The sequence below is a fragment of the Nocardioides sp. YR527 genome (assembly GCF_900101045.1).
Taxonomy (GTDB): domain Bacteria; phylum Actinomycetota; class Actinomycetes; order Propionibacteriales; family Nocardioidaceae; genus Nocardioides.
In genome coordinates, this window is sequence record NZ_FNFN01000004.1 from 591,246 (window position 1) to 616,801 (window position 25,556).

General features: G+C 67.2%; 24 protein-coding genes. 16 read left to right on the forward strand and 8 right to left on the reverse strand.

Annotated elements, in window-relative coordinates; all coding sequences use genetic code 11:
• Positions 1-35: 35 nt before the first annotated feature.
• A complete protein-coding gene (locus BLT25_RS15390; protein WP_091047464.1) occupies positions 36-1,283 on the forward strand; it encodes a multidrug effflux MFS transporter in 1,248 nt (415 codons plus the stop codon).
• 758 nt (positions 1,284-2,041) lie between these two features.
• On the opposite strand, the gene BLT25_RS15395 is transcribed toward BLT25_RS15390, so the two are convergent.
• Positions 2,042-2,953 carry a LysR family transcriptional regulator gene (locus tag BLT25_RS15395; protein ID WP_091047467.1) on the reverse strand — a complete coding sequence of 304 codons (912 nt, stop codon included), beginning with the start codon at positions 2,951-2,953 and terminating at the stop codon, positions 2,042-2,044.
• An 85-nt stretch (positions 2,954-3,038) separates the two neighbouring features.
• Between BLT25_RS15395 and BLT25_RS15400 the strand changes: the two genes are divergently transcribed.
• The 14 genes from BLT25_RS15400 (at position 3,039) to BLT25_RS29515 (ending at position 16,310) form a co-directional block, all read left to right on the forward strand.
• Positions 3,039-4,142, forward strand: coding sequence for a hypothetical protein (locus BLT25_RS15400; RefSeq protein WP_091047470.1), 1,104 nt, complete (start codon positions 3,039-3,041; stop codon positions 4,140-4,142).
• Positions 4,139-5,350 carry a DUF5624 domain-containing protein gene (locus BLT25_RS15405; RefSeq protein ID WP_091047471.1) on the forward strand — a complete coding sequence of 404 codons (1,212 nt, stop codon included), beginning with the start codon at positions 4,139-4,141 and terminating at the stop codon, positions 5,348-5,350. The genes BLT25_RS15400 and BLT25_RS15405 overlap by 4 nt, the downstream gene beginning before the upstream one ends.
• A gap of 70 nt (positions 5,351-5,420) precedes the next feature.
• A complete protein-coding gene (locus BLT25_RS15410) occupies positions 5,421-6,656 on the forward strand; it encodes an amino acid ABC transporter substrate-binding protein (protein WP_091047474.1) in 1,236 nt (411 codons plus the stop codon).
• A gap of 67 nt (positions 6,657-6,723) precedes the next feature.
• Positions 6,724-7,608: a branched-chain amino acid ABC transporter permease gene (locus BLT25_RS15415; RefSeq protein ID WP_091047476.1), complete on the forward strand. Its 885-nt coding sequence runs from the start codon at positions 6,724-6,726 to the stop codon at positions 7,606-7,608.
• A complete protein-coding gene (locus BLT25_RS15420; RefSeq protein ID WP_091047478.1) occupies positions 7,605-9,449 on the forward strand; it encodes a branched-chain amino acid ABC transporter ATP-binding protein/permease in 1,845 nt (614 codons plus the stop codon). Before BLT25_RS15415 ends, BLT25_RS15420 begins: the two co-directional genes overlap by 4 nt.
• On the forward strand, positions 9,446-10,195 hold the full coding sequence (locus BLT25_RS15425; RefSeq protein ID WP_091047481.1) for an ABC transporter ATP-binding protein: 750 nt from the start codon (positions 9,446-9,448) through the stop codon (positions 10,193-10,195). The genes BLT25_RS15420 and BLT25_RS15425 overlap by 4 nt, the downstream gene beginning before the upstream one ends.
• Positions 10,192-10,980, forward strand: a complete 789-nt coding sequence (locus tag BLT25_RS15430) for an HpcH/HpaI aldolase family protein (protein WP_091047482.1) — start codon at positions 10,192-10,194, stop codon at positions 10,978-10,980. Before BLT25_RS15425 ends, BLT25_RS15430 begins: the two co-directional genes overlap by 4 nt.
• Positions 10,977-11,855, forward strand: a complete 879-nt coding sequence (locus tag BLT25_RS15435) for an amidohydrolase family protein (protein ID WP_218131352.1) — start codon at positions 10,977-10,979, stop codon at positions 11,853-11,855. Before BLT25_RS15430 ends, BLT25_RS15435 begins: the two co-directional genes overlap by 4 nt.
• Before the next feature lie 108 nt (positions 11,856-11,963).
• The gene (locus BLT25_RS29925; RefSeq protein ID WP_176883928.1) at positions 11,964-12,116 is read left to right on the forward strand and encodes a hypothetical protein; all 153 of its coding nucleotides are present in this window, start codon (positions 11,964-11,966) and stop codon (positions 12,114-12,116) included.
• 64 nt (positions 12,117-12,180) lie between these two features.
• Entirely contained in the window at positions 12,181-13,347 is a 1,167-nt protein-coding gene (locus tag BLT25_RS15440; protein WP_091047487.1) for a Bcr/CflA family efflux MFS transporter, read from the forward strand.
• Between the two features lie 529 nt (positions 13,348-13,876).
• The gene (locus tag BLT25_RS15445) at positions 13,877-14,869 is read left to right on the forward strand and encodes an alpha/beta hydrolase (RefSeq protein WP_176883930.1); all 993 of its coding nucleotides are present in this window, start codon (positions 13,877-13,879) and stop codon (positions 14,867-14,869) included.
• A 280-nt stretch (positions 14,870-15,149) separates the two neighbouring features.
• Entirely contained in the window at positions 15,150-15,587 is a 438-nt protein-coding gene (locus tag BLT25_RS15450; protein ID WP_091047493.1) for a hypothetical protein, read from the forward strand.
• A complete protein-coding gene (locus BLT25_RS29930; protein WP_176883932.1) occupies positions 15,587-15,757 on the forward strand; it encodes a hypothetical protein in 171 nt (56 codons plus the stop codon). The genes BLT25_RS15450 and BLT25_RS29930 overlap by 1 nt, the downstream gene beginning before the upstream one ends.
• Before the next feature lie 19 nt (positions 15,758-15,776).
• A complete protein-coding gene (locus BLT25_RS29515) occupies positions 15,777-16,310 on the forward strand; it encodes a site-specific integrase (protein WP_176883934.1) in 534 nt (177 codons plus the stop codon).
• Between the two features lie 31 nt (positions 16,311-16,341).
• Here the strand turns inward: BLT25_RS29515 and BLT25_RS15455 are convergent, their stop codons facing one another.
• Together BLT25_RS15455 and BLT25_RS15460 are read right to left on the reverse strand one after the other, a co-directional pair.
• Positions 16,342-17,685, reverse strand: a complete 1,344-nt coding sequence (locus tag BLT25_RS15455) for an MFS transporter (RefSeq protein ID WP_176883936.1) — start codon at positions 17,683-17,685, stop codon at positions 16,342-16,344.
• Between the two features lie 21 nt (positions 17,686-17,706).
• Complete coding sequence (locus BLT25_RS15460) at positions 17,707-18,927, reverse strand: M20 metallopeptidase family protein (protein ID WP_091047497.1); 1,221 nt, start codon at positions 18,925-18,927, stop codon at positions 17,707-17,709.
• 134 nt (positions 18,928-19,061) lie between these two features.
• Here BLT25_RS15460 and BLT25_RS15465 point away from each other — a divergent pair, with 134 nt between their 5' ends.
• Positions 19,062-20,063 (forward strand): Lrp/AsnC family transcriptional regulator, encoded by a 1,002-nt coding sequence (locus BLT25_RS15465; protein WP_091047499.1) that lies wholly within the window; start codon positions 19,062-19,064, stop codon positions 20,061-20,063.
• A gap of 17 nt (positions 20,064-20,080) precedes the next feature.
• Here BLT25_RS15465 and BLT25_RS15470 read toward each other — a convergent pair whose 3' ends face one another.
• The 5 genes from BLT25_RS15470 to BLT25_RS15490 all read right to left on the reverse strand — a co-directional run bounded on the left by BLT25_RS15470 (position 20,081) and on the right by BLT25_RS15490 (position 25,514).
• The gene (locus BLT25_RS15470; protein ID WP_091047501.1) at positions 20,081-21,238 is read right to left on the reverse strand and encodes a luciferase domain-containing protein; all 1,158 of its coding nucleotides are present in this window, start codon (positions 21,236-21,238) and stop codon (positions 20,081-20,083) included.
• Between the two features lie 40 nt (positions 21,239-21,278).
• On the reverse strand, positions 21,279-21,722 hold the full coding sequence (locus tag BLT25_RS15475) for a DoxX family protein (protein WP_091047503.1): 444 nt from the start codon (positions 21,720-21,722) through the stop codon (positions 21,279-21,281).
• Between the two features lie 151 nt (positions 21,723-21,873).
• Positions 21,874-22,977 (reverse strand): mandelate racemase/muconate lactonizing enzyme family protein, encoded by a 1,104-nt coding sequence (locus tag BLT25_RS15480; protein ID WP_091047506.1) that lies wholly within the window; start codon positions 22,975-22,977, stop codon positions 21,874-21,876.
• Between the two features lie 123 nt (positions 22,978-23,100).
• Entirely contained in the window at positions 23,101-24,462 is a 1,362-nt protein-coding gene (locus BLT25_RS15485; protein ID WP_091047509.1) for an MFS transporter, read from the reverse strand.
• 122 nt (positions 24,463-24,584) lie between these two features.
• A complete protein-coding gene (locus BLT25_RS15490; protein WP_091047511.1) occupies positions 24,585-25,514 on the reverse strand; it encodes an NAD(P)-dependent oxidoreductase in 930 nt (309 codons plus the stop codon).
• Positions 25,515-25,556 lie beyond the last annotated feature (42 nt).

The following is a 25,556-nucleotide window of genomic DNA, read 5'->3' on the forward strand; positions in this document are numbered from 1 at the left end:
TTGGATAATTATGAAAACATAATTAATATCGTGTCATGACCTCGCCCACCGCCACCATCGAGCCGCCGCGGCCTGCCGTTTCCGCGATCGGGCCGGCGCTGCTGCTCGTACTCGCCCTGCTCTCCGCCGTCGCGCCCTTCGCCACCGACCTCTATCTGCCGGCGTTCCCGGCGATGGTCACCGATCTCGGCACCGACGCGACGAGCATCCAGCTGACGCTCACGGCGTTCCTCGTCGGCGTCGCCGTGGGCCAGCTCGCCTTCGGGCCGCTCTCGGACCGGATCGGGCGACGTACGCCTCTTCTCGTCGGTGCGGCGGTCTTTGTGGTCTCGAGCGTGGCCGCCGTCTTCGCGCCGACGGTCGAGCTCCTGGTCGTGGCCCGGCTCGTGCAGGGTCTGTCCGGGGCCGCGGGCATGGTGCTCGGGCGCGCGATCGTCTCCGACCGCGCCGAGGGGCCCGCCGCGGCACGCGCGATGAGCCTGATGATGGTCGCCGGCGGGGTCGCCCCGGTCGTGGCGCCGCTGGCGGGAGGTTTCATCGCCGGGCCGCTCGGCTGGCGCGGCGTGCTCACCGTCGTGCTCGCGATCGCGGTGCTGATGCTCGTCGCCGTGCTCGTGGTCGTACGTGAGTCGCTGCCGCCCACGCGCCGTGCCGAGCTCCGCGTCGCCCGTGCCGAGCAGGGGTCGGTCGTCGGCGACCTCCGCTCACGCAGCTATGTCGGCCACACGCTGGCCTTCGCGTTCGGGTTCGCGGTGATGATGGCCTACATCTCGGCCTCGCCGTTCCTCTATCAGGAGATGATGGGCCTCAGCGAGATGGCCTACGGCATGCTCTTCGGCCTCAACGCCTTCGCGCTCATGATCGTCAGCGCCGCCTCGGCCAACCTCGCCGGTCGCGTCGACGTACGCCGCATGGTGGGTCTGGGCCTCACCGTCTCGCTCGCCGGCACCGTGCTGTTCCTGGTCATCGCGCTCGCCGGTCTACCTGTCGGGCTGCTCGCCGTCGCGGTCTTCGTCGCGGTCGCGCCACTCGGCCTGGTCCTCGGCAACGCGACCGCGCTCGCACTGGAGTCGGTGCCCCGGGCTGCGGGCAGCGCTTCGGCGATCCTAGGTGCGCTCCAGTTCGGCCTCGCCGCGCTGGTCTCACCGCTGGTCAGCATCGGCGGGGAGAGCGCCGCCGTACCGGCCGCCTTCGTGATGGTGACCGCGGCGGTCATCGCCTGCACCGCGTTCGTCCTCGCGGGGCGGCCTACGCATGGTTGCGTACGTAGCCCCCGCTCCTGAACCGATGTGCCGATGCTCGGTGCGCACAGGCCCAACAGATAGGGCACGAGCAATGAGCATCAGCGAGACGGTGGGGAGGGCCGCCGGCGTTCTGGCAGATGTTCGGATCCGGTGATCGCGACGGTCATCACCGCGGCCGTCCTCTTCAACCGCAAGCGTGTGGCGCCTAGGGCCGCGGCGCGGGGGCGAGGCACGGTTGGCCGAGAGGTACGCCGCGTACGAGATCGACGAAGACTACGAATCCGTCGCGTAGTCGGCTCTGCCGACGTTCGGGGCCGGGGCCACGGTCAGGCCTCGTTCGTCGCGACCGCTTTCACCGGCCGCGGGGCGCGATCCTGGGTCCTGAAGAACCGCATCGTGAGCACAGTTCTCGCCAATGCGAGCCTCGACGAGCGTCCGATCGGACAGATTCGCGATGACCTCGGGCGGGCTGTCGACAACCTTGTCGAACGCGCGCTTGCAGCCGGTGCCGTCCGTGAAGATTTCGCCAGCACCGACGTCTACAACTTGCGGAGAGGTCTGGTCGCGAGACGCTGCTCACCTTCAGACAGCATCATTGGGTACTCGGCTTCGATCAAGTGCCACGCGCCGTCATGGGTCAGTGGCCGAACAGTGATGCGACGTTGGTCAGGCCCTGTCGTTCGTCCACGTCGAGAAGTTGCCGGTTGATCTACGCCATGCCTGGACCCTCAAAGATGAACGACGCGTAGACCTCAACGGTCGGCTCGTAGCCCAACCGGCCTGAGTCGGATGTTTTCTCATTGCTCGAGATCCGTCGCCGCCGCGGCCTTGTGCACCGCGGTGACCACCGCTGAGACCTCCGGCAGGGCCTGCTCGCCGTCCCGCACGATCAAGGTGCTGTAGCGGCGCACGTTCATCTGGTCGATGGGGACGTGCACGACGGCGCCGTCGCCGCCGATCGGCGTGAGCTCGGGTGCGACGGTGATCCCCCAGCCCACGTTGACCAGGCCGATCGCGGTCGCGACGTCGTGCACCGAGGCAACGATGCGAGGCCGGTAGCCCGCGTCGGCGCAGTGGCGCAGCACCCAACGGCCCAGCGAGTTGGCCTGGCACACGACCCACCCCTCGTCGACGAGGTCGGCGAAGGCAGTCTTCTTCGTCGTCGCCAGCCGGTGGCCGGTGGGCACGCAGAGCCGCAGGGCGTCGCTGCCCAGGGTCCACTCCATGAGTCCCTGCTCGGCCTCGGGCTCCCGGGTCTCGAACCGGGACACGATCGCCGCGTCGAGATGGCCACGGCGGATTTCCTCCGCGGCCTGCTCGTCCGTCACGGCGGCCAGGGTGATCTCGAGCTGGGGGTAGCGCTGGCGGATGTGGGTGAGCGCGGTGCTCATGATCGGCGGCCCCTCGCGGAATGCCACCCCGATCCGGAGGCTGCCCGAGACCTGACCGTCGGCCTGACGAAGCGTCGCCTCTGCCGCGCGGAGCTCGACCAGGATCCGCTCGGTGTGCTCGAGCAGCTTGCGGCCGAGCGGGGTCACGGTGACGGTGTTGCCGCCACGGATCAGCAACGCTGCGCCAGCCGCGCGCTCCAGGGCCGACATCTGCTGCGAGATGGCGGACCGGGTGTAGCCGAGCTCCCGAGCCGCGGCGGCGATCGAGCCGTGGGCGGCCACGGCACGCAGCACCAGCAGCCGGTCGGTGTTCAACATGCGTCATCCTTGTTAACGGTGGATGCTGCCAAGCGTTAACGCAGCCTACTTGCGACGCAAATCACATGTCGAGTTCCATGAATCCATGACGTTCTCCCTGAGCGAACAGCAGAGGATCCCGACCTCCGGCGCCCGCGCCGCGAAGGCCTTCAACGTGCAAGGCCTGGACCTGCTCGCCATCCCTCAGCTCGCCGTCGACGTGGCGGGGAAGCCGGCCGGGATGAACGACGGCGACAGCGACACCGAGGTGCTGTTGTACCGTCTGGCCGGCGACCGCTACGAGCCCTTCGGCTCGCTCATCGGGCCGGGCGGCGAGGACGCCGAGTTCTTCCAGATCGACGGACGGTCGTTCCTGGCGATCGCATGCATCCGCACCGGGTCGGGCCCGTACGATTTCGACACAGACTCGCTGATCTACGAGTGGCGCGAGGGTGCGTTCGAACTGTTCCAGAAGTTCCCCTCGTTCGCCGCGAAGCAGTGGAAGCACTGGCAGGTCGCGGGGCGCCACTTCCTCGGCCTAGCCCAAGGCCTCGAGCTGCCTGGCGCTGGCCACAACCGCAACTCGCTGGTCCTCGAGTGGGACGGCGCGTCGTTCGTGCCCTTCCAGACCATCCCGTCGCACTGGAGCTACAACTGGTACCCGTTCGAGATCGACGGCCGCCTGTACGTCGCGCACGCCGACCACGTCGGCGCGAGCGTGCTCTACCGCTGGGCCAACGACCGGCTTGAGCCGCACCAAGAGCTGATCGCCAGCGGAGGAAGGGCGTTCGTCCACTTCGAGCGCGATGGCGATGTCTACCTCCTGGCAGCCGCGATAACCGAGCCTCCGCGCCTCCTGCGGTGGGACGGCACCGTGTTCGTCTCCGTCCAGGAACTCGCCGGCACGGGTGCGCGCGAGCTCACCCTGATCGAGTCCGCGGGCCGACTTCTGATCATCCGGGTCAACTTCATCACCGGCAGCCCGGCCGCCCCGGAGCCCAGCCTGTGGTCGCAGATCTACGAGTGGCGGGACGGCGCGCTCGACGTGCTCACCGAGTTCCCGACAGTCGGCGGCACTGATTCCGAGATCCTCCGGGTCGATGGGGCCGTCGTGACGTTCGCCGTGTCGAACGGCCTGTCCGCCGACGTCCGCTTCGCCGGTGAGTCGGTCATCTACCGGCTCGAGCTCCTCGAAGCGGGGGCGGCATGACCACCGAGTACGTCGAGAACCCCGCCCTGCTGGCGCTCTACCGGGCCTACACGGCGTCCGCCCACAGCATCGGCGCCAGGTTCGGGCTGGCGGCCGAGCGGCTCGACTCCTCGCGCCCCCTCCTGGTGGCGACGCACGGCGACATCGCCGTGTACCTGGGCAACGGCGCCCCGCCGATCATCGAGAGCTTCCGGCTCGGAGCGCGAGGCTTCAAGGAGCTGGCAGCGATCTCCCACCTCGGCCCGGCCGTCTCCACGCTCGCGCGACTCAAGGAGCTCGAGCCCGACGGAGACTGGCGTCGCTCGGCCGAGACGCTGCTCGACGCCTGTCGCGCCGTGCACACATCGAACTCTCGCCGACTCTGGGCCGACGAGATCGCAGTCGAGGCCTTCGTCGGCCGCGAGGAGTCGATCGCCCGGATGACGCAATACGCGTGCGTCGTGACTGAGCGCTTCCTGGAGCGGTCACTCGACGACGACACCTACCTCAGCGCCGACCACGTACGTCGCTACCTGCTGGAGGGGCCGGCCGACGACCTACCCGTTCCGATGAACCGGATCATGGTCGCGACGTTCTTCCTCACCGGGATGGACACCTCCCACCGTCTGATCCGGTGGTGCGACGCCCTGGACCTGCCGTGGGAGAAGGCGATGGTGATCATCGCCGGCCGCCAGGGACGCCCGACTGCCGGCGTCACCCGCGACAGCAACAGTGTCGCGAAAGTCATCAACACGATCTCCCGAGGGCGTCTACCGCACCGCCACCTGCTGATCGCCCCGCACGCGCCCGTCTTCCCCCTGTACGACGGCACCGACCTCGCGGCCGCATCGGCGCTCGAGGGCGAGTACCGGCGAATGTGGTCGACCATCATCGCGACGTCCGACCTCGGAGCGGACATGTTCACCGACTACCCACGGTTCGAGCCCGATCCCCCCACCGAGTCCTCTGCCTACGACGCGCAGACGATCACGCAGATGCCGGCCATCCACGGCGTCGACGACTGGTTCTCGCTGACGGCACGCCTGCGGATGGTCCTGGAGGACCCTCGTCAGCTGCTGTCAGGAGCCGTCACCGATTACGCGAGTCAACAGCTCGTCGATCACGACAACGACCCTAGGCGGGTTGTCGTGCCTGGCCTCGACGGGGAGCCGTACCCCGCTCTCTCGCCGCAGGTCGTCAGCGACCACGGGAGGTCGAGTTCTCGCTGACACCGCCATCGTTCGGGCGCAACGACCCAAGTACGCACTGCTTCTCGGTCATCCAAGGAGAAGAATCATCATGAAACGAAACATCCGCTCACCGTTCCGCGGAACTCGCGGCGGTGCCGCCGTGGCCGTGGTCTCGCTCTTGGTCCTCAGCGCAGGTTGTGGCCTGTCCGGCAGCGATCCGTCAGACGGCGACGGGCCGATCGTCATCGGCATGTCCCTCCCGCTGAGCGGCCCCGTAGCCGACCGGGCCAAGCCCGGCATGGAGGGATACCAGTACTGGGTCGACGAGCTGAACTCGAACGGCGGGCTGCTCGGACGGGAGGTCGAGCTCAAGGTGCTGGACGACGGCTTCGACCAGCAGACCGCGATCTCCGACTACACCCGCCTGATCTCCGAGGACAAGGTCGACCTGGTGCTCGGGACCTTCTCCTCCGACCTCAACGTTGCGGTCGCGCCGGTGGCCGAACGGTTCGGCTACGCCTACGTGCAGCCGTCCGGTGGCGCCGACGAGATCTTCGAGCGCGACCTCGAGTACCTGTTCTTCGCCCAGCCGGCGACGACGCAGAAGCTGCCTGACCGGTTCGTCGAGCTGCTGTCCACGATGCCCGAGGCCGAACGGCCGGAGACGGTGGGTCTCGTGCAGCTCGACGACCCGAACACGACTCAAGCGGCCAAGCTGTTCTCCGACCAGCTTGCCGAGCTCGGGATCGAGACGGTCTACGACGTGACCTATTCCCCGGACACGTCGAACTTCGACGCCATCGCCAGCGACATCAAGCAATCCGACCCCGACCTGGTCATCAACGGCGCGATCGCGGTTGACGGCATGTCGTTGATCCGATCGATGCAGAAGGTCGGTTTCTCGCCGCCGATGCTCTACCAGATGAACGCTCCGACCGACCCGACGTACGCGGAGACGATCGGCGAGGCCAATACCGAGGGCATCTTCACCTACCTCGCGTGGAGCCCTGAGGCGGCGTACCCGACGAACGACGGCTTCGTGAGCGGCTACACCGAGGAGTACGGCGCCGCACCGAGCGAGGACGCGGCGAACTCCTACACCGCGGGGCAGGTCCTCGCCGAGGCGGTCGACTCGGTCGGCAGCCTCGACCAGGAGGCGATCAAGGACTGGCTGCATGCAAACAGCGTGGAGACCATCGTGGGCCCCCTCAACTGGGACGAGACCGGTCGCCCGCAGGGCGACATGCTTCTCGGGCAGTTCCAGGACGGCGAGATCAAGATCGTCGGCCCGGACTCGGCGGCCACCACCGACGAGGTCATCTACGCCAAGCCCGAATGGCAGTAGTCGTCGGCGCATCCGCACCTGTCGATACATCCTTCCGCACTCTGTCGATCCACATGGGAGACCCTGCATGACCCTCTTAGTCCAGACACTCATCCTCGGTCTGCTGATCGGTGGTATCTACGCGCTGATGTCCTCGGGGTTCACGCTTGTCTTCGGCGTCATGAAGATCATCAACCTGGCCCACGCTGCGATGATCGTCCTAGCGGCATTCTTCACCTGGTGGGTCTGGGACCTGACCGGCATCGACCCACTTCTCCTCGGGGTCGTCGCCACGCCGGTCATGTACGGCTTTGGGTGGGTGCTCTACAAGACCGTGATCGCGCGGGTGCACCGAGCCGATCATGAGCTGGCGATGGTCGCCTCGTTCGCGGTGGCCATCGCCGCCAGCGGGGTGATGTCGCTGGTCTGGGGCACCGAACTGAGGGCGGCGACGCCGAGCTACTTCAACACCTCTCTCGAGATCGGCTCGATCGTGGTGCCGCACGCCCAGCTGTACGCGTGCGGCGGCGCCGTCGCGCTCCTGCTGGGGCTCTACGTGCTGCTGCGACGTACGTTCATCGGACGGGCGATCAAGGCCTGCGCCGAGAACCGTGACAGCGCCGAGCTCGTCGGCATCAACGTCGAGCGGACCATGGCTCAGATGTTCGCGATCGGGGCCGCCACCACCGGGTTCGGCGGCGCCGCGCTGTCGGTGATCTACCAGTTCTTCCCCGAGTCGCACTTCGTGTGGATCGGCCGGATCCTCTGCGTGGTCATCCTCGGCGGCCTGGGCAGCCTGGCCGGCGCCGCGCTCGGGGCTGCGGTGCTCGGCGTCGGCGAGACGATCACCGCGATCTACATCGACACCCAGTGGGCCACGACCGTGCCCTACATCCTGATCATCGCGATCCTCGTTCTCAGGCCCCAGGGCCTGCTGGGAGAACGTATGCGCGCGGACGGGGCACACGCATGATTGCCGCAGTGGTCACCCGTGCCGCCGACCGGGTCGCCAGCGCCCGGAAATGGCTCATCGCCGGCGGAATCGTCTTCGTGGGCTGCATCCCGCTCCTCACCTCGAGCGCGTACATCCAGAACGTGATGATCCTGACGTTCCTAATGTGTGTCCTGGGTCTGGGCTGGAACATCATGTCCGGCTACACCGGCTACATCAGCCTCGGGCACAGCGCCTTCATCGGGATCGGCGCCTACACCGCCGGCATTCTGGCCGAGCGCTGGCAGGTCTCGCCGTTCCTCGTCGCACCACTGGGCGGGGTGGCGGCGGCGCTCGTCGCGTTCTTGCTCGGGCTGACTACACGGCGCACCCGCGGCCCGGCGTTCGTGATCGTCTCGTTCGCGCTCCTCGAACTGCTCGGGTTGCTCGCCCGCAATCTGTCGTCGCTCACGGGTGGCAGCCAGGGGCTCGCGATGCCGCTACCCGACTGGGACCTCACCTTCTACAACTGGCCGTTCTACTACTCGCTGCTCGCGCTCGTGCTCCTCAGTCTCTGGATGACCCGCGCGATCCGGCGCTCGAAGTTCGGCCTCGGCCTGGTCGCGATCCGCGACGACGAGGACAAGGCCGCCGGCATCGGGGTCCTCACCCCCGTCTACAAGTCACTCGCCTTCATGTCGAGCGCCGTGCTGGTCGGCGTCGCCGGTGCCGTCTACGGCTACTACGTCAGCTATCTGTCGGTCAGCACCATGTTCGACATCGTGCTGAGCATGCAGGTGGTGCTGGCCGTCCTCATCGGCGGCCGCGGCACGTTCTGGGGACCCGTGCTCGGCGCGTTCATCGTCGTGCCCCTCACCGAGCTCACGAACACCACGATCGGCGGCCTGGACGCAGGTGCCTTCCGGCTCCTCATGTTCGGCGGTCTGCTCCTGCTCGTCACGATGCTCCTTCCCCGCGGCATCCTGCCGACGGCAGGGGCCTGGCTGACGAAGCTGAAAGCCGGCGATACCGGCCGGACCGGCGCGCGTCTCGTCGAGAGCGGGCTCCCGACCGTGCCGCCCAGTTTGCGCGACGAGTCCGCCGCGGTTGGGGGTGACGTGCTGCGCGTGGAGGACGTGGTGATGCGGTTCGGCGGCGTCCTCGCCATCGACCAGGCGTCGTTCTCGGTGCCGCGGGGCTCGATCACCGCGCTCATCGGGCCCAATGGTGCGGGCAAGACGACGCTGTTCAACGCCATCGATGGCACCTACACCCCGGCCGCCGGGGATATCGTCCTCGAGGGCAAGTCGCTCGCCCGGGCCGACCGCACACGACGCGCGTTCCGGGGTATCGGTCGCACCTACCAGCTGCCGCGGCTCTTTAACAGCCTGACCGTTCTCGAGAACGTTGCCGCTGTGAACTCCAGCTTCAGCGTGCGCCGCCTCGCGGCCTCGGCCGTGTCGGGCGAGGAGGCCGCGCGTGCGACCGAGCTGCTCGAGTTCGTGGGCCTCGGCGACTATCTGGACGTCAAGGCGACCGACATGTCGTACGGGCAGAAGAAGCTGGTCGAGCTCGCACAGGTGCTGATGCTCGATCCAGCAGTCATTCTGCTCGACGAGCCGGCCGCGGGGATCAACCCGACGCTGCTGCGCCGGCTGGCGGATCTGATCAGGGCCCTCAACGAGTCGGGCCGGACGTTCGTGATCGTCGAGCACGACATGCAGTTCGTGCTCGCTCTCGCCGACAGGGCGACCGTGCTCGCACGGGGCCAGGTACTCATGTCGGGCGCGCCGGACGTGGTCAGCCGCCACCCGAAGGTCATGGAGGCCTATCTCGGTGACGACTTCGTGCTGGAGAAGACGATGGGAGGTGCCACCACATGATCGAGTTCCGCAACGTGTGCGCCGGCTACGGCGGCGGCGACGTACTGCAAGGTCTCGACCTGAGAGTCGAGGACAAGAGCATCACCTGCATCGTCGGACCGAACGGCGCGGGCAAGTCGACCGTGCTGCGGACCTTGAGCGGGCTCCTGAGCCCGCGCGTCGGCGAGATCCTGCTGGACGGTCGTGCTCTGCATACGCTGTCCGCCGCCCAGGTGCTGGCCGCCGGTGTGGCCCAGGTGCCGCAGCAGGGCGGGCTCTTCGGCGGCCTGAGCATCCGCGACAACATGCTGCTCGGCGGCTACCTCGTGCGGCGGCAACGTCGCGAGCTGAACAAGCGCATCGACGAGCTCGCTGAGGTCTTCCCGATCGTCGCCGAGCGCGCGCTCGACAAGGCAGCCGACCTCTCCGGCGGGCAGCGCAGGATCGTCGAGTTCGCGCGGGCACTGGTGACCGAACCGAGCGTCATCCTGCTCGACGAGCCGACGCTCGGCCTCGACCCGAAGACCTGCGCGACCGTGTTCGAGACGACCCAGCAGGTCAACGCCCTGGGAACGACAGTTCTCATGGTCGAGCAGAACGTCCGCTTCGGGCTACAGCTGGCCGACCACGGTGTGGTGATGGAACGCGGGCAGGTGCTGATCTCCCAGCCGGCCGATGTGCTGCTCGGGCGCTCCGACATGGCCTCGATGTTCTTTGGTGCCGCCCCGACCGAGCCCGCTGTCGACGTGCCCGGGGGGCCGGCATGACCAGTCCGTTCCTCGAGCGCCTCCGTGCAGGCGAGAAGACACTGATGCTGGGCATCCGCGCCTCGCGGACCACCGACGTCGTGCGGATGGCGGCGTCGACCGGCCACCACGCCATCCTGGTCGACCTCGAGCACTCGGCGATGTCTGTGCAGACCGCAACCGAGCTGTGCGCCGCAGCCCACGATCTCGGGCTGCGGGCATTCGTCCGGGCCCCGGAGCGGGACTACGGCGTGATCGGGCGACTGCTGGACGGGGGAGCGCACGGGATCGTGGCGCCACGAGTGGAGTCATCCGCCGAAGCCAGCATGCTGGCCCGGGCCTGCCGGTTTCCGCCGGACGGCCAGCGCTCCCAGCTCGCGTCGCTGCCGATGTACGGAATGAGACCGACGCCGGCCCGGATCCTGAACCCGGCAGCCAACGCGTCCACCGTCGTGCAGGTGATCGTCGAGACGCCCGCCGGTGTCGACGCGGCTGACGAGATCGCCGCCGTGGACGGCGTCGACATCCTCGTCATGGGGGCCAACGACTTCACCGCGGAGCTGGGTCGACCCGGTGACCACGGGCACCCGGACGTACGGGACGCGGTCGCGATCGTCGCTCAGGCATGCCAGCGCCACGGGAAGCTGTTCATGCTGGCCGGCATCGGCGACCGCGCGACCTACGACTCCCTCGCCGCCCTCGGGGCCTGCCCGCTGCTGCTGACCGGGATGGACTCCGAGCTCCTCTACTCCGCGATGCAGCAGCGCGCGGAATCCCTGCTGACCGCTCCTGAGAAGACGCCATGACGACCTTGCCGCTGAAAACGACCCCGATGCGGACCGCCTCGACCAACACGACACCTACGTTCGAGATGCCAGAAGGGGCCTGCGACTCGCACTTCCACGTCTTCGAACCCGGCTACCCCCACGTCCCGGCGCCGCTGTACACCTTCCCGGACGGGACCCTGGAGCAGTACCTCGCGATGTGCGACTTCCTCGGTCTGGCTCGCGGTGTGCTCGTACAGCCGTCCTTCTACGGCACCGACAACTCGCTCCTCCTCGACGCGCTCGACCGCGCCGGCTCCCGCTGCCGAGGCGTCGCCCAGGTCGAGGAGGACGTGACCGACCGACAGCTCGACGAGTTCCACCTGCGCGGGGTCCGCGCACTCCGCCTGGACCTGTTCGCCCGCCAGGACGAGCCGACCGAAGCGATCGTCGAGTACGTCCGCGCCATGGCTGGGCGAACCCGGCCGCGGGGCTGGCACCTGCAGTTCTACACGCCCGGTCGCGTCGTACGTGACCTGTTGCCGTTCCTGTCCGACTTCGACGACACCTTCGTGATCGACCACATGGGCTACATGAAGAAGGAGGAAGGGCTGACCCCGGCCGACTCCGACCGGATGCTCGCGATGTTCCGCGACAACCCGAACTGCTGGATCAAGCTCTCCGGCGCCTACCGGATCGCGAAGGACCGGCCGCTCTCGACGGTCGCCGAGCTCGGACAGGCTCTCGTCATGACCTGCGCCGGGCGCCTGACCTGGGGGTCGGACTGGCCGCACCTACCCAACGGACAGCGCGACACCGGCGAGCAGCTGAACCTTCTTGCCGACTGGGCGCCGGACACCGAAGACAGGCGTCTCATCCTCGTGTCATCAGCGGACAAGTTGTTCTTCGACGTGTGAGGCAGGCGCGCTGTTCGGCGGATACATCCGATCAATCGTCCGGCTTCGGCCTGTCAGTAGGGAACGACTCGAACTCGCTACTCGAAAATCGTGACAGAAGGGCAGTGCATGAAACGCCACAACACCTTGACCGACGAAGAGCGACTCGCCGTCCTCTTCGAGATCATCGCGCGACACGGCTCGCTCGGCTCCGGCATGAGCAACGTCAAGACCGTGTTTGACACGACTGAGCGCGAGCAGGAGGAGCGCGAAAATTGTTAGCCAGGCTAAGGTGAATCGCGGCCGATCGGTCCTTGAGCAGGGACCCGCGCCGACTCGCTGGTGGGTGCTGGTCGTACTCGGTTCACTGGTCGCCATGGGGCCGTGGACGGTCGACGCCTATCTTCCCGCGTTTCCCGAGATGGCCACGGACCTCCGCGCGAGTCCGGCCCAGATCCAGCTGACACTCACCAGCGCTCTTGTCGGGCTCGGGGCCGGGCAGCTCCTGCTTGGCCCGTTGTCGGACTCCCTCGGGCGGAAGCGGCCGCTTCTTCTCGGAATCCTCCTCCACATCGGTGCATCGATCGCCGCTGCGATGGCCCCTTCGACAGAAGTGCTGGTGGGCCTTCGTTTCGTCCAAGGCGTCGGCTCCGCAGCAGCCGCAGTGATCGCCATGGCCATCGTGCGCGATCTATACGACGGAGCACGACTGGCCGCCACACTCTCCCGGCTCATGCTGATAACCGGGGTAGCGCCGACAGTCGCGCCCAGCTTCGGAGCGCAACTGTTACAGGTCGCCGACTGGCGAGGGATCTTTCTCGGGCTCGCAGGCATCGGGACCCTGGTCTTCGGCGTCGCAGCGCTCCTGATACCCGAAACTCTGCCGCCGACCCAACGTACTCCCTTCCGTGCTCGAACCGTGACGAGGACCTATCACCAGCAGCTCGCCAACACCCGATTCGTCCGTTACGTCGGGATCGTCGCTGGCTGCGCGACACTCATGTTCATCTACATCGCTGGCTCGCCATTCGTGCTCCAAGAACAGTTCGGTGCGTCACAGCGTGCGTACGGATGGATCTTCGGTGGCGGAGCGGTGGTCTTGACGGTCACGCCCCAGCTGACTCCCCTCATGCTTCGTCACTACCGTCCGACCACGCTCCTCCTGGTCCTCCTGCCTGGGACGGTCTGCGCCTCCGCCGCGCTCTTGGTGACCGCCTACTTTGATCTGCTCGAGGTCGAGCTTGCCGTCGTGCTCATCTGGACCATGCTGGGAATCGTTGGATGCGCAACGCCGATCGCGACTGCGCTCGCCCTCACCCAGGTCCACAGCGGGGCCGGGTCCGCGGCCGCGGTATTGGGTGCGGCCCGATTCGTCCTTGCCGCATCATGCGCTCCCCTCGTAGGACTCATGACGCTCTTCCTGAACGCGGCGGCGGCCATGGGGTTGGTCATGGTGGTCCTCTCCGTCTTGTCCTGCATCGTCTTGTGGGCGGGCACGCGCCATGACCGCTGAGCACTACATCGCCGCAACCAGCATGTGAATGCACCGACCGCCGAACTGGTGGGAATGGGTTTGGACGAGCAAACCGAGGTTCGTCTGGGTAACCGGTCGACCCGGGTGAACAAGGCCTAGAAGCGGGTAGGCGAGAACGGCGAGACCGAGGTTCCGTCGTGGCTGAAGAAGCAACTTCGAGACATGCACACGATGCGCGAGCACTACCTCCGCGACCCAAAGACACCGAAGTCAGGGCGTACGGTCTCGATCTCGGCGTGTCTGGGTGGGAGCGGCGGCTCATAAAGTACGGAGCGGGCAGGGTGGCTGGCGCGGCGGCCGGAATGAAGGCGGTGTGAAGCCGGTGTAAGCAAGACAACGGAAGTGGGCGTGCGACCTCTTGTGGATGGGGTTCATCCGCTCTACGCTCCTTGCGGATAGGTCTATCCGCTTTAGCCTTTCTCTACCCCCAAGCGCGACCGACTCGATGAGGAGTTCCTTGATGTCTGCTGCCCTTCCGTCCCCTCGGAGACCACGCACCCGGCGCTGTATGCGAAACCTGATAGCCACCCTGGCGGCGACCACCGCCTGCGTTGGCGGTCTCGTCACCGCCGAGGGAGGCAACGCCGCCGCACCGCAGGTGAGTTCGTCGAAGGCGACGACCGGCTACACGACGTACACCGACATCGCGTACGCGTCCGGCGCCAGCCAGGCTCTCGACCTGTACGTGCCCAACGGCGCCCGCGGGCCGCTCCCGGTGATCGTCTACGTCCACGGTGGTGCCTGGCTCGGCAGCGACAAGGCCGAGCTCAAGCGGACCCTCGGCTGGGAAGCCCTGCTCGACCAGGGCTTCGCGGTCGCCTCCGTGAACTACACTCTCAGCGGCGCCGCCAAGTACCCGACGCAGATCCACGAGGTGAAGTCCGCCGTCCGGTTCCTGCGTTCCGTCGGCCCCAAGTACAAGCTCAACGGGAAGATCGGGCTGATGGGCGCCTCCGCGGGTGGCCAGATCGCCAACGTGGTGGGCACAAGCTGCGCTGTCCGCTCGCTTGAGGGCACCATCGGCGTGACCCGGACCTCCAGCTGCGTCGACGCGGTGATGGACATCGCGGGGCCGACCGATCTCGGCACACTGGCCGCCGCCGTCCCAACCCTGTCAGGTGCAGTCACCGCTTACCTCGGCTGCTCGGCCGGTGTGGAGTCCTGCTCAGCCGCCGCGCTGAAGTCGGCCGACCCGACCACGTACCTGGCCTCCTCGCGATACGTCCCGCCCTTCCTCATCGCGCACGGTGACGTCGACACGGTGGTCCCGTTGGCGCAGAGTCAGCGGTTCTTCACCGCGCTGAAGGAGTCGTGCGACAACGTCAGCATGTACACGCTGGCCGGGCAGGACCACTTCTTCGCCACCCTCGGCGCCTTCCTCGAGCCGTTCCCCGCACGGACCGTACAGACCTCGAAGGGCTGCAGAAAGACGACGACCTCCACCGAGCCGCCGCTCAGCTACGCCACGATCGGCAAGTTCTTCAGCAGTAACTTGCGCTGAGGCGCCGTACGTTGATGGATTTCAACAGCGGGTCCGTGCCAGTCGATGTGCCCGAACGGTGCCCGAACAGACTGAAATGAAGAGTGGCGCTGACCTGAGTTTCCTCAGGTCAGGGCCACAATACAATGCGTGCGCGAGGGGGACTTGAACCGCTCTAAACGTCCAGGTCAGGCCCTGGTACTGGCGCTTCAGGCGTGAATCTGGCTCCCGTTGCACGCCGTTACCTCCGGTTCTCACCGGTGATGTGCCCAACGGTTGGGCACGCATCCCCACCTATCCGGTGGAGGTGCAGACCATGGCATGGATCGAGAAGAAGAAGCGTGGGGACGGGATTGTTTCGGCGCACGTGATCTGGCGACTCGGTGGTGGGCGTGCGGGTGAGCGTCAGATCGAGACGTTCAGCGCAGGCAGGAGCGAGGAGAACGTGGCCAGGGCCGAAGGCTTCCTGAGGATGGTCGTGTCGGCAGGGCAGCGTTGGCCCGAGGGGTGGATCAAGGGCGAGGGTTTCGTGCGCCCGAACGGTGTTGACCCGCTGGCGGAAGTACCGACCTTCGAGGCGATCGGGGAGGAGTACGTACGTCAGATCGTCGATATCACGCCGGGCCAGCGCAAGCGCTACCTCTCGCAGGTGTCGACGTTGGCGAAGACCGAGATCCGTGGCGCGGTGCTGATCGACTGGGACAGGGCGCTCAAGACAAAGGCGAACTACACGGACTGATGTACGGCGTCTTCAACTATGCCGTCGAGCAGGGATTCCTCACGGTCGACCCCTGTGCGCGGACCGCGCCCGAGCGGCGACGGGTCAAGCAGTCGCAGGCCGAGCTCCGGTTCCTGACTGAGGACGAGTTCGGAAAGGTTGCCGCGAAAGGCGGCGGGATATGGGTATGACTCTGCCGACCTGATCCGGGTGACCGCCGGCATTGGATTGCGGTTCGGTGAGGTGACCGCGTTGTGGGTCAGTGATGTCGACCTGTGTAACCGCACAGTCCGGGTCAGCAAGGCCTGGAAGCGGGTGGGGGAGAACGGTGAGACCGAGATCCCCTCGTGGTTGAAGAAGCAGGTGCGGGACAAGCACACGATGCGGGAGCACTACCTGGGCAACCCGAAGACCCCGAAGTCGCGGCGTACGGTCTCCATCTCGCCCGGCATCGCAGCCATCCTCGAGAAACTCATCGAGGGCAAGGCTGCCAACGACTTCGTGTTCGTCTCCGCCGCCCCTACGTCTGGTGCACGGCGATGGCGAGGCAGCCGGTTGACCGCCCGCACCGCTGATCCAACAGGTAGGGATTTTGGTGCCGCGTTGCCGGGTCGAGAGGCTTTCGCTGCCACGACCCGGCAACGTTGCCACCTAGAGGACGGCGGCGGGAGCATAGCGACCGCGGTGCGGCACGGTCGCATCAAACCAGTCCGTCAGATCCACCTGATTGCGCCTCAGCCGTAGCGCCTTGCCGCGCCACAGCCTGATGCGCGCCTCACCCGTTGAGCTGTCCTCTCGGCTCCCGTGCGAGCGCAGGCAGGGGCTCTCGCCGTTCGTCCGACATGGTGAACAGAGCCAGCACACCGAGGGTGCAGACGGCAGTGATGTACCAGAAGAAGTACTCCGGATGGCCAGCGGCGGTAAGAGTGGTGATGACGAGCGGCGCAGTCCCCCCGAAGAGCGCGACAGCGAGGTTGCACCAGGCTCCGATCCCTACGCCCCGCAGATTCGGCGGTAGTAGATCGGAAAGTACGGCCGGGGCGATCGAGGTAGCCATAGCGAACAGGCCGAGCCCGACTCCGAAGACGACCACGAGGTTGAGCTTGTCGCTGGTGAGCAACGTGGAGAGCGGAACCGTGATGACCGTGAAGACGATGGCGCAGGCCAACAGAAGGTTTCTCCTCCCGATCCGGTCCGCTAGAGCTCCGAACGGGTACTGCAGCAGGACGAACACGAACATCCCGATCGAGAGTGCGAGGAACGTGTCCGATTCGCTCGCGCCGACGGCGCCGCCCTCATTCTGGTCGATGGTGGCGTAGATCTTCAGTGCGTTGGTGAGGGTGTAGTAGACGACGGTGGTCATGCTCACCATGCCGATGATCTGGAGGACGGAGCGTGGGTGGTCGCGCACGGTCGTCCAGAGCGGCCGAGCTACGGGTTCGGTGTCGGCCACGCTGTCCGCGTACTCGGGGGATTCGTCCATGGATGTCCGCAGCCAGAGAACGACGAGGCCGAAGACGGCTCCCAGAATGAAGGGAACCCGCCAGCCCCACGCCGAGACGGCGTCAGCGTCGAAGCTGGTCGTGATCCAGTAGCCAAGGAGCGAGGCGGCCAGGGTCGCGCTTCCCGTAGAGATGTAGGCGACCGAGGCGTACCTGCCCTTACGGTCACTGGGTGCGATCTCGTACAGGTAGGCATAGGAATTGCCGACCTCACCTCCGGTCGAGATTCCCTGCGCGACGCGAGCCAGGAGTAGCAGCAGCGGCGCCGCCCAGCCGATGGTGTCGAAGGTCGGGGTGAGGCCGATGACCAGCGAACCCCCGCACATGAGGCAGATGCTCAGCAGGAGCGCTGGCTTGCGCCCGCGACGATCGGCAAGGCGACCGATGACGATCCCGCCGAGGGGCCGAAACAGGAATGCCAGGGCGAAGGTCGAAGCGGTGTAGAGGTACGCCAGGATCGGCTCGTCGTCGGGAAAGTACTGGGTTGCGAAGATTGTCGAGAACAATCCGAAGATGGTCCAGTCGAACCACTCGACCGCGTTGCCGGCGCTGGCGGCGAACAGGTTCCGCAGAGGGGTGGTCGGTCTCTTGTCCGCCGCGGCGGAATGATTGGTCATTGCCATGATGTGTCCCGGTCGTCAGAGTGTCGCGAGCTGGTCGAGTCGGCGCAGAGCCAACTGAGCGTTGAACGCTGCTCCCATCGGGAGGACGCCGTCGTCGAAGGTCGCGAGAGCGGAGTGGTTGTAGGGAGCGGTGCTCGGGTCTCCGCCCACCGGCATGGCGCCGAGGCCGATGAAGGCTCCCGGCACGTGGGCCAGGACCCTTGAGAAGTCCTCAGATCCGTTGAGCGGACGCGCGAGGTGCATGTTCTTGTCCTCGCCGAACAGGTCGATCGCGGTTGTCGCGGCGAAGGAGGCTTCGGACTCGTCGTTCACCGTGATGGGGTACTGGTCGACGTAGCGGGCGTCGACGGTGACACCGTGGGCGTGGGCGATCCCTTCGATCAGCTGCACGCTGAGGGTACGGAGCCGCTCCCGCGCCTCTGGAGAGTAGGACCTGACGGTTGCCTCGAAGTGTGCGGTGTCGGGTATGACGTTGGCCTTGGTGCCGGCTTGGAACAGCCCGACGCTGATGACGACCGGGTCGAACGCGTCGAACCTCTTGGTGATCATCGTCTCCAAGGCATGCACCATCTCCGCGGCGATCGAGATCGGGTCCTTGGACCGGTGCGGCATCGAGCCGTGCCCACCGACCCCGGTGACCGTGACGTGAAGCTCGTCCGACGCCGACAGCACGAGTCCGCCCTTGTGAGTGAACACCCCGTTGTGTGCCAGGGACGAGAAGACGTGCAGCGCGTACGCAGCATCGACCTGGCGGCCCGCGGCGGTCAAGACGCCCTCGTCGACCATGTGCTGGGCGCCGTCCCATCCCTCCTCTCCGGGTTGAAACATGAAGACGACCTTGCCCTTGAGGCGGTCGCGGTGAGCGGCCAGAAGGCGCGCTGCTCCCACGAGCATGGCGACGTGCATGTCGTGCCCGCAGGCGTGCATCACGCCGGGACGTTCCGAACGGTAGGGGACGTCGGCTGCCTCATCGATCGGGAGCGCGTCCATGTCCGAGCGCAACAACACGCTCCGTGTGTCCTGGCCGGACATGGCCGGCGCGGTGCCCTCCAAGACAGCCGTCACCGACGTGCTCGTCTTCCCCAAGGTGATCTCGAGCGGCAGCGACTCCAGTGCGCTCAGGATCCGCTCCTGGGTCCGCGGAAGGTCCAGCCCGATCTCTGGCTGCTTGTGCACGTCGTGCCGAAGCCTCGTCATCTCGGGCTCCAAAGCCTTGGCATCGCTGAGCAGATCCATCCCGACTCCTCTCTGGGTACGACACGATGTGTACCGGTGACATCGAGTGTCAGCATCGATACGCGCACACCTGTCAGATCGACAGATTCGTGATCATCTGTCGCAAATAGGAGAAGATCTGTGATGTGAGTGACATGGACGAGCAGGATCTTGCACTTCTTCATGCGCTACAGATCGCACCGAGGACAACCTGGACGGCGGCGGCAGAGATCCTCGAGACCTCTGCCGCCCGTCTTGCGGAGAGATGGCTTCGTCTGCGATCACAGGGACTCGCCTGGGTCACCGCGTACCCGTCACCACTTCCCGGCTGGCCGGTGATCGGATTCATGGAGATCGAGTGTCCCCCGGAGGACTGGCCCGCGACGGTGCGCGCTCTCTGTGCAGACCCGCGTGTCGCCAGCGTCGAGGAGACAGCGCGCAACTGGGAGGTTCGCGCCACCGTCTTCGCCCGCGATCTCTCGGAGCTGACCTCGTTCATGCGCGAAGATCTTGCTGCGCTCAGTCCACGCGTTCGGTGTCAGACCTACTTCGCCACGACCGTTCACCAGCACGGATCCAGTTGGCGGTTGGACGCGTTGGACGCTGCTCAGCGGCGAGGCTTCGAAGCCATCGCCGCTGAGCAGCGTTCCGAACCAGGAGTGACGCCGCCGCTCGACGCGGGTCCCCTGATAGAGGCTCTGTCGAAGGACGGCCGAGCAACGGCGGCGGATCTGGCACGAGCGACGGGCCGAAATCCGGCCTCGGTTCGCCGCCAGCTTCCGCGGCTGCTCGCTTCCGGGATGTTGACGTTTCGGTGCGAGGTCTCCCAGGTCGCGTCGCACTGGCCGGTCAACTGCACCTACTTCGTACGCATCGCGGCAGACCAGCATGACCGGACCGTCGCGGCCCTGCGGACGCTGCCGGAGCTGCGCCAATGCGTGGCGACGACCGGGTCGACGAACCTGATGTTCACGGTGTGGGTCCGTTCGCTCGAACGCCTCCTGGACCTCGAGTTCATCTTGGGCGAGAGGCTGCCATGGCTCCAGATCATCAACAGCTCCGTGGCTGTGCGGACGCGCAAGAGAATGGGCTGGATCCTCGACGAGCATGGGAGGGCCTTACACATGGTGCCGCTTGGAGTGACGTCCAGCGGATGACACCCCACGGACGAGGATCACAGGCCCATGTGCCGGCTTCCCAGGGTCGTGGCGAAGGCGTGGCTGGCCGTTGCGACGGCGGTCACGATGTCCAGCTCAGTCTCGTCACGGGGACCGTAGACCAGCACCATGCCGCGTGCGAGTCGGACACCGGCCAAGGGGTGGGCAACGGCCCAGCCCTTGGCGACTGCGTCCCGGGCCAGGGCCGGTGGGAGCGCGAGGTGCAGCGATCCGTCGTAACCGGGGTGGAGATGCGCGAACTCTCCGGCCGAAGGCACGAGGAACGCATCGAGCGGCACCTCCGGAGCGGGATCGACCATGAAGCCTCGGGCGCCAGGCACGGAGATCGCGGACTGGCGGCTGGCTACCCCGGGCAGGGCCGCGACTCGGGCGAACAGCTGCTCCTGGATGTCGGTAGGGCTGTTGTCCGACCTCTGCTCCTGGGGAATGGTCCAGGACACCTCCGGCCGGTGGCCGGCGCGAACCGGCAGCTCGCCACCCATGATGGCCCTCCAGGTCACCGGACTGTCGATGTTCGCGTCGCGGTGCCTGAGAAAGCCGACGCGTTCGGCGATCCAACCGCCGAGCTCGGCGACCGTGCCCTGCGTGAGCCCGTGACCACCTGGGTCGCGCCGGGCGTACGGCGGGGCCCCGGACTCGCTCAGCAGGTAGGTCCAGGTGCGGTCGAGCAGTTCGCGCGGAATCACCGTGTCTGTCTCGCCCTGGGCGACGAAGACCGGAACCCCGGCCAATCGCGCCGGCGTCACGGGAACGCCGGCGTCGAAAGGCAGGGTGCCGTACAGGATCGCGGCACCCGAGAACCGGCGCGGATCTGCCAGCAGCAGACCACCGGCGAACGCAGCGCCACCGCTGAAGCCGACCAGGATCACCGGACGGCCCGTCGGGGCGACGTCGTCGAGCCAGGTCCTGAACCAGGACATGGTCTCGGCAAGGGACTCGGCCACGGGCCGACCGATCCCACGGTTGGCGAACCAGGCGTAGCCGCCGTTCTCGGCGATCGGCGCGCGGACCGCGACGTACGAGGGGCCGTCGGGCAGGTGGTCGGCGAGTCCCAGGATGCTCTGCTCGTCGGCTCCACGCCCGTGCAGCAGCACTACGAGGGGGTGGTTCGGATCGTCCGGGGACCGCCAAGCCACAACCGGCTCACGTTCCATGTTCACGAGGTCACCTTTCTGCGATCGTCGGTGTCCGCAGTCACTGTGCGGTGGCGGTGCGCCCGAGGAGAGCGTCGACGCTGATGCGGCCGGCGCCGAGCATGGTGATCACCGCTAGGCCGGCGAAGAGGGCCAGGACGAGCTCGAACCCGCCCTGGTCCACGAACACCCCGTTCTCGGCGTGGACGAGGACGAGTGCACCGAGCAGCGTGATCACGTTGAGGACCGCCGCGATCGGCGTGAGGACGCCGAGGATGAGGGCGACGCCGCCGATCGCCTCGACCGCGGTCACGAAGACGGCAGCTGCGTCCGGTGCGGGGATGCCCATGTCGCCGAACGAGGCGGCGGTGCCCGCGATCGTGAACGTGCTGAACTTCTGCCAGCCGTGAGCCACCAGGATGACGCCGAGGGCGACGCGGGAGATCAGCAGGGCGAGGTCGGTCGCGGCCGGGGAGTTGGCGGCGGGGGAGAGCAGCTTGCGCATGTGAGGAACCTTTCGGGCTGGGGTCGGTGTTGCGGCCGAAGCCGACGTGGTGGGGCGCTGAGCCCCACCACTTTGGTTGTCGCTACAAGTAACCCTGCCATGGAAATGGTTGTTCCTACAAGTTGTCCACTTCCTGAGCTCGTTCAGGTGCTCATACGTCCGTCCGGTACTTCGACAGCTTGTCCGGGTCGATCTCGATGCCGAGGCCGGGTCCTGGCAGGACGTGCATCGCGCCGTCGATGATGGTGAGCGGGTCGGCGAGCAGGTCGTCGCTCATGTCGAGGTAGTTGGACAGCTCGGCCGAGTTCCGCGCGGTCCATGCCTGGGAAGCGCCGAACGCCAGCGAGCACGCGGTGCCGACCTGGCCGTCGATCTGGTTGCCGATGACGGTCTCGACACCTAGCCCCTCGGCCAGATGGGCCACCCGGAGCGAGTCGGAGAAGCCTGTACGCGCGGTCTTGATGCTGACACCGGTGGCCGCACCGGCCATCAGTTCACGGGTGACGTCGGCGGGTGTCGGTGCGCTCTCGTCGGCGACGAACGGGACCGGGCATTGCGAGACGAGCCAGCGCCGCCCCATCACGTCGTCGGCTCGGCAGAGCTCCTCGACCCGTGACAGGCCGACCCCCTCGAGCTGCCGGACCGCTTCGGCCGCCTGTGGGGCGGTCCAGCCGCGGTTCCCGTCGATGTAGATCTCGGCGTCGTCACCGACGGCCGTCCGCACCGCGCGGCAGACAGCGACATCCAGATCGATGGGTTGGCGTCCCACCTTGATCTTGTAGCTGGTGATCCCGAGTGTCTCCCGCAGTTCGATGGCCTGGTCGGCCACGATCTCGGGCGCCTCGAAGCCCAGCATGTGGCTCACCCGGAGCCGGTCGGCGTAGCCCCCGAGGAGCTCGTGGACGGGCTGGCCGACCGTCTTGCCCCAGGCATCCCACATGGCCATGTCGATCGCGGCCTTGGCGGTGGGGTTGCCGACCGTCCGCCCGAGGCGGGCCCGGACCTCCTCGCGGTCGAGCAGGGTGAGCCCCTCGACGGCGGGGGCGAAGAGCTTCTCGATCACGCCGACGATGGAGACCTGGGTCTCGCCATAGGTGTATGGCCTCGGGGGTGCTTCGGCCACCCCGACCACGCCGTCGTCGGTCGTCACCTGGACGAGGACGTTGTCCGCGAGGTCGATGAAGCCGCTCGCGAAGTGCAGAGGGCGACTGAAGGGGATGGCGTACGGAACGGCCCGTACGGAGACGATCTTCATGCTGAGGTTGCTCCTGGGTTGGGTGGCGGCGACGCTAGGGCTGATCAGCGTCGCGCTGAAGTACTGATCCGAGGGTGGTTATTCGCTGATGCGAATCAATGCTCGCCTCGTCGGAACCCCCGGCTACGCCCTGGACGCAGTCGTCGAGCCTGCTGAGACGTGGGTTGTGCGCTGGACGTTGGTCGCGATTCCGCCGGTCTGCTGGTCGGCCCAGCGGAACATGATGTTCACGAGCACGGCGGCGATAGCGAAGAAGCCGGCCATGATCAGCAGGCCCGACTCCGTGGAGCCCGTTGCGTCCTTGATCAGGCCCAGGACGTACGGCCCGACCAGCCCGCTCAGGTTGCCGAAGCTGTTGACCAGCGCGATCGCGACGACGGCCAGTCCGCCGGCATAGACCTGGGCGACCGTCGCCTGGAAGGTGGACAGCACGCCGAAGAACCCGGCGGCACCGAACGCGACTCCGCAGATCGCGATGAACGGGTTCCCGGACAGCACGCCGACGCTGAGGCCGACTGCGGCGGCCGCCATCAGTCCGGTCATGTGCCAGCGCCGGTCGCCGGTGCGGACCACGCTGCGGGCCACGACGATCATCACGATGGTCGAGAACAGCCACGGGACAGCCGAGATGAACCCAGCCGCAGCGGCGCCGACTTCGAACTGCTCGCCGACGATGGTGGGCAGGAAGTAGGTGATCGACCAGAACCCGATCAGCACGCAGAAGTACGTCAGCGCGAAGAGCCATACCGACGGCAGTCGCATGGCCGAGAGCATCTGCTTGACCCCGTGGCTGGAGGTGTCCTCCTGGGTGGCGGTCTCGGCCAGGTAGGACTTCTCCGAGGAGGTGAGCCAGGCGGCGTCCTCGGGTCGCTCGGGAAGCCGGAAGAAGATGTATGCGGCCAGCACGATCGCGGGCAGTCCCTCGAGGAGGAAGACCCAGCGCCAGCCAGCCAGTCCGAGCACGCCGTCCATCAGGAGCAGCGACGAGGTGAGGAGTGCGCCGGTCATCAGGGCGATCGGCACGGCGAGATTGAGCATGGAGTACGCACGGGGAAGCAGCCGTGGCGGGCACCAGAAGGCCAGGAAGAGCAGTGCGCCCGGGGAGAACCCGGCCTCGGCCACGCCGAGCAGAATGCGCAGGATGTGCAGGGTCAGCTCGTTCTGCACCAGCGCCATGCACATGGTCACGGCGCCCCAGGTGACCATGATCCGGGCGATCCACCTCCGGGCGCCCACCTTGGCGAGGGCCAGGTTCGACGGGATCTCGAAGGCGAGGTAGCCGATGTAGAAGAGCCCGGCCGAGAGGCCGAAGGCCGCGGCGGTGAGGCCGAGGTCCTCCGACATGGGACCGGCGACGATGCCGATGTTGGCGCGGTCGATGTAGGAGATGAACATGCCCAGCATCACGATCGGGAGGATTCGGGCCAGCATCTTCTTGTAGATGCCGGCCTCCATTGCTTCGGGAGACAGCTGCTCGGTGGCCATGAGGGGGACCTCTCTCGGGGTTATCGGCTGATTTCGGGTACAGCGCAGCGCGCCACGACCGAGTCGCGGCGTCGGCGCAGGCGGTGGGGCGGCGGCCGCCGTTCGTGGTGGCCGCCCGCCGCTCAGTTGCGCGGGTCGTACGTCCGGATGATCTGGCTGTCGTCCTCGTCGAGGAGGCCCATGGCCTCCGCTGCCTGGTAGCGGCGGCGGGCCGTCTCCAGCATGGGGACCGACGCCCCGGCTTCCGCGGCCAAGGCTGCGACGAGCGCGTTGTCCTTGGCGAGGATGGCCAGTCGGGTCAGAACATCTGGCGCGCCGTCAGCCATGCGCGGGCCACGGTCGTCGAAGAACCACGAGGCGCCGGAGCCGCCGCTGATGAGTTCGACGGCGCGGACGGGATCGAGGCCGAAGGAGGTCGCGAGCGCGATGGCCTCGGCAGCGACCACCAGGTGGGTCGAGCTGCAGAGCTGGTTGACGAGCTTCATGGACTGTCCGTCGCCCACGGTCCCGCCGACGAGCAAGACCTCGCCCAGGATCCCGAACACGCCGGCAAGGCGGTCGATGGCGTCCTCCGGTCCGGCGGTGAAGAACCTCAAGCGGCCCTGCTCGGCGCCGGGCACGCCACCGGTCACCGGGGCGTCGACCACGCTGGCGCCGGCGGACGCCAAGCTCTCCTGCGCGGCGCGGGCGTCGGTGGGGCCGATCGTCGAGACGAGGACCCAGGTCTCACCCTCGAGCGATCCGCGGTGACGGGCTGCCGCCGTCGCTACGTCCTTCGCCTGGCTGCCAGTTGCGACGAGCACCAGGACCACGTCGCAGCCCTTGGTGTCGGTGACGTCGGCTGCGGACGTCATCCCGACAGCCTCCGCCCGCTCCCGGGCAGCGGGGGCCGGGTCGATCCCGACGACGTCGTGGCCCGCGTCGCTCAGGCGGTGCGCCATCGGGAAGCCGATCGCACCGAGCCCGACCACGGCGACGCGCAGGCGATCCCGGTCGTCACCGGTGAGTCCGGGCTGTCCGGTCGCGCCGAGGTCGTCGTTCTTGGTCGCCATGCATTTCCTCCTGAGGTCTCAGTGACGTTCGCCACAACAGGG

Bases quoted from the DNA above. Each gene is read 5' to 3' on its own strand.
- BLT25_RS15445 (WP_176883930.1), top strand. From the start codon at position 13,877: ATGCGAAACCTGATAGCCACCCTGGCGGCGACCACCGCCTGCGTTGGC.
- BLT25_RS15425 (WP_091047481.1), top strand. From the start codon at position 9,446: ATGATCGAGTTCCGCAACGTGTGCGCCGGCTACGGCGGCGGCGACGTA.
- BLT25_RS15405 (WP_091047471.1), top strand. From the start codon at position 4,139: ATGACCACCGAGTACGTCGAGAACCCCGCCCTGCTGGCGCTCTACCGG.
- BLT25_RS29930 (WP_176883932.1), top strand. From the start codon at position 15,587: ATGTACGGCGTCTTCAACTATGCCGTCGAGCAGGGATTCCTCACGGTC.
- BLT25_RS15395 (WP_091047467.1), bottom strand. From the start codon at position 2,953: ATGTTGAACACCGACCGGCTGCTGGTGCTGCGTGCCGTGGCCGCCCAC.
- BLT25_RS15390 (WP_091047464.1), top strand. From the start codon at position 36: ATGACCTCGCCCACCGCCACCATCGAGCCGCCGCGGCCTGCCGTTTCC.
- BLT25_RS15400 (WP_091047470.1), top strand. From the start codon at position 3,039: ATGACGTTCTCCCTGAGCGAACAGCAGAGGATCCCGACCTCCGGCGCC.
- BLT25_RS15465 (WP_091047499.1), top strand. From the start codon at position 19,062: ATGGACGAGCAGGATCTTGCACTTCTTCATGCGCTACAGATCGCACCG.
- BLT25_RS15430 (WP_091047482.1), top strand. From the start codon at position 10,192: ATGACCAGTCCGTTCCTCGAGCGCCTCCGTGCAGGCGAGAAGACACTG.
- BLT25_RS15415 (WP_091047476.1), top strand. From the start codon at position 6,724: ATGACCCTCTTAGTCCAGACACTCATCCTCGGTCTGCTGATCGGTGGT.
- BLT25_RS15490 (WP_091047511.1), bottom strand. From the start codon at position 25,514: ATGGCGACCAAGAACGACGACCTCGGCGCGACCGGACAGCCCGGACTC.
- BLT25_RS15480 (WP_091047506.1), bottom strand. From the start codon at position 22,977: ATGAAGATCGTCTCCGTACGGGCCGTTCCGTACGCCATCCCCTTCAGT.
- BLT25_RS29925 (WP_176883928.1), top strand. From the start codon at position 11,964: ATGAAACGCCACAACACCTTGACCGACGAAGAGCGACTCGCCGTCCTC.
- BLT25_RS15435 (WP_218131352.1), top strand. From the start codon at position 10,977: ATGACGACCTTGCCGCTGAAAACGACCCCGATGCGGACCGCCTCGACC.
- BLT25_RS15470 (WP_091047501.1), bottom strand. From the start codon at position 21,238: ATGGAACGTGAGCCGGTTGTGGCTTGGCGGTCCCCGGACGATCCGAAC.
- BLT25_RS15410 (WP_091047474.1), top strand. From the start codon at position 5,421: ATGAAACGAAACATCCGCTCACCGTTCCGCGGAACTCGCGGCGGTGCC.
- BLT25_RS15460 (WP_091047497.1), bottom strand. From the start codon at position 18,927: ATGGATCTGCTCAGCGATGCCAAGGCTTTGGAGCCCGAGATGACGAGG.
- BLT25_RS15455 (WP_176883936.1), bottom strand. From the start codon at position 17,685: ATGACCAATCATTCCGCCGCGGCGGACAAGAGACCGACCACCCCTCTG.
- BLT25_RS15420 (WP_091047478.1), top strand. From the start codon at position 7,605: ATGATTGCCGCAGTGGTCACCCGTGCCGCCGACCGGGTCGCCAGCGCC.
- BLT25_RS15485 (WP_091047509.1), bottom strand. From the start codon at position 24,462: ATGGCCACCGAGCAGCTGTCTCCCGAAGCAATGGAGGCCGGCATCTAC.
- BLT25_RS15475 (WP_091047503.1), bottom strand. From the start codon at position 21,722: ATGCGCAAGCTGCTCTCCCCCGCCGCCAACTCCCCGGCCGCGACCGAC.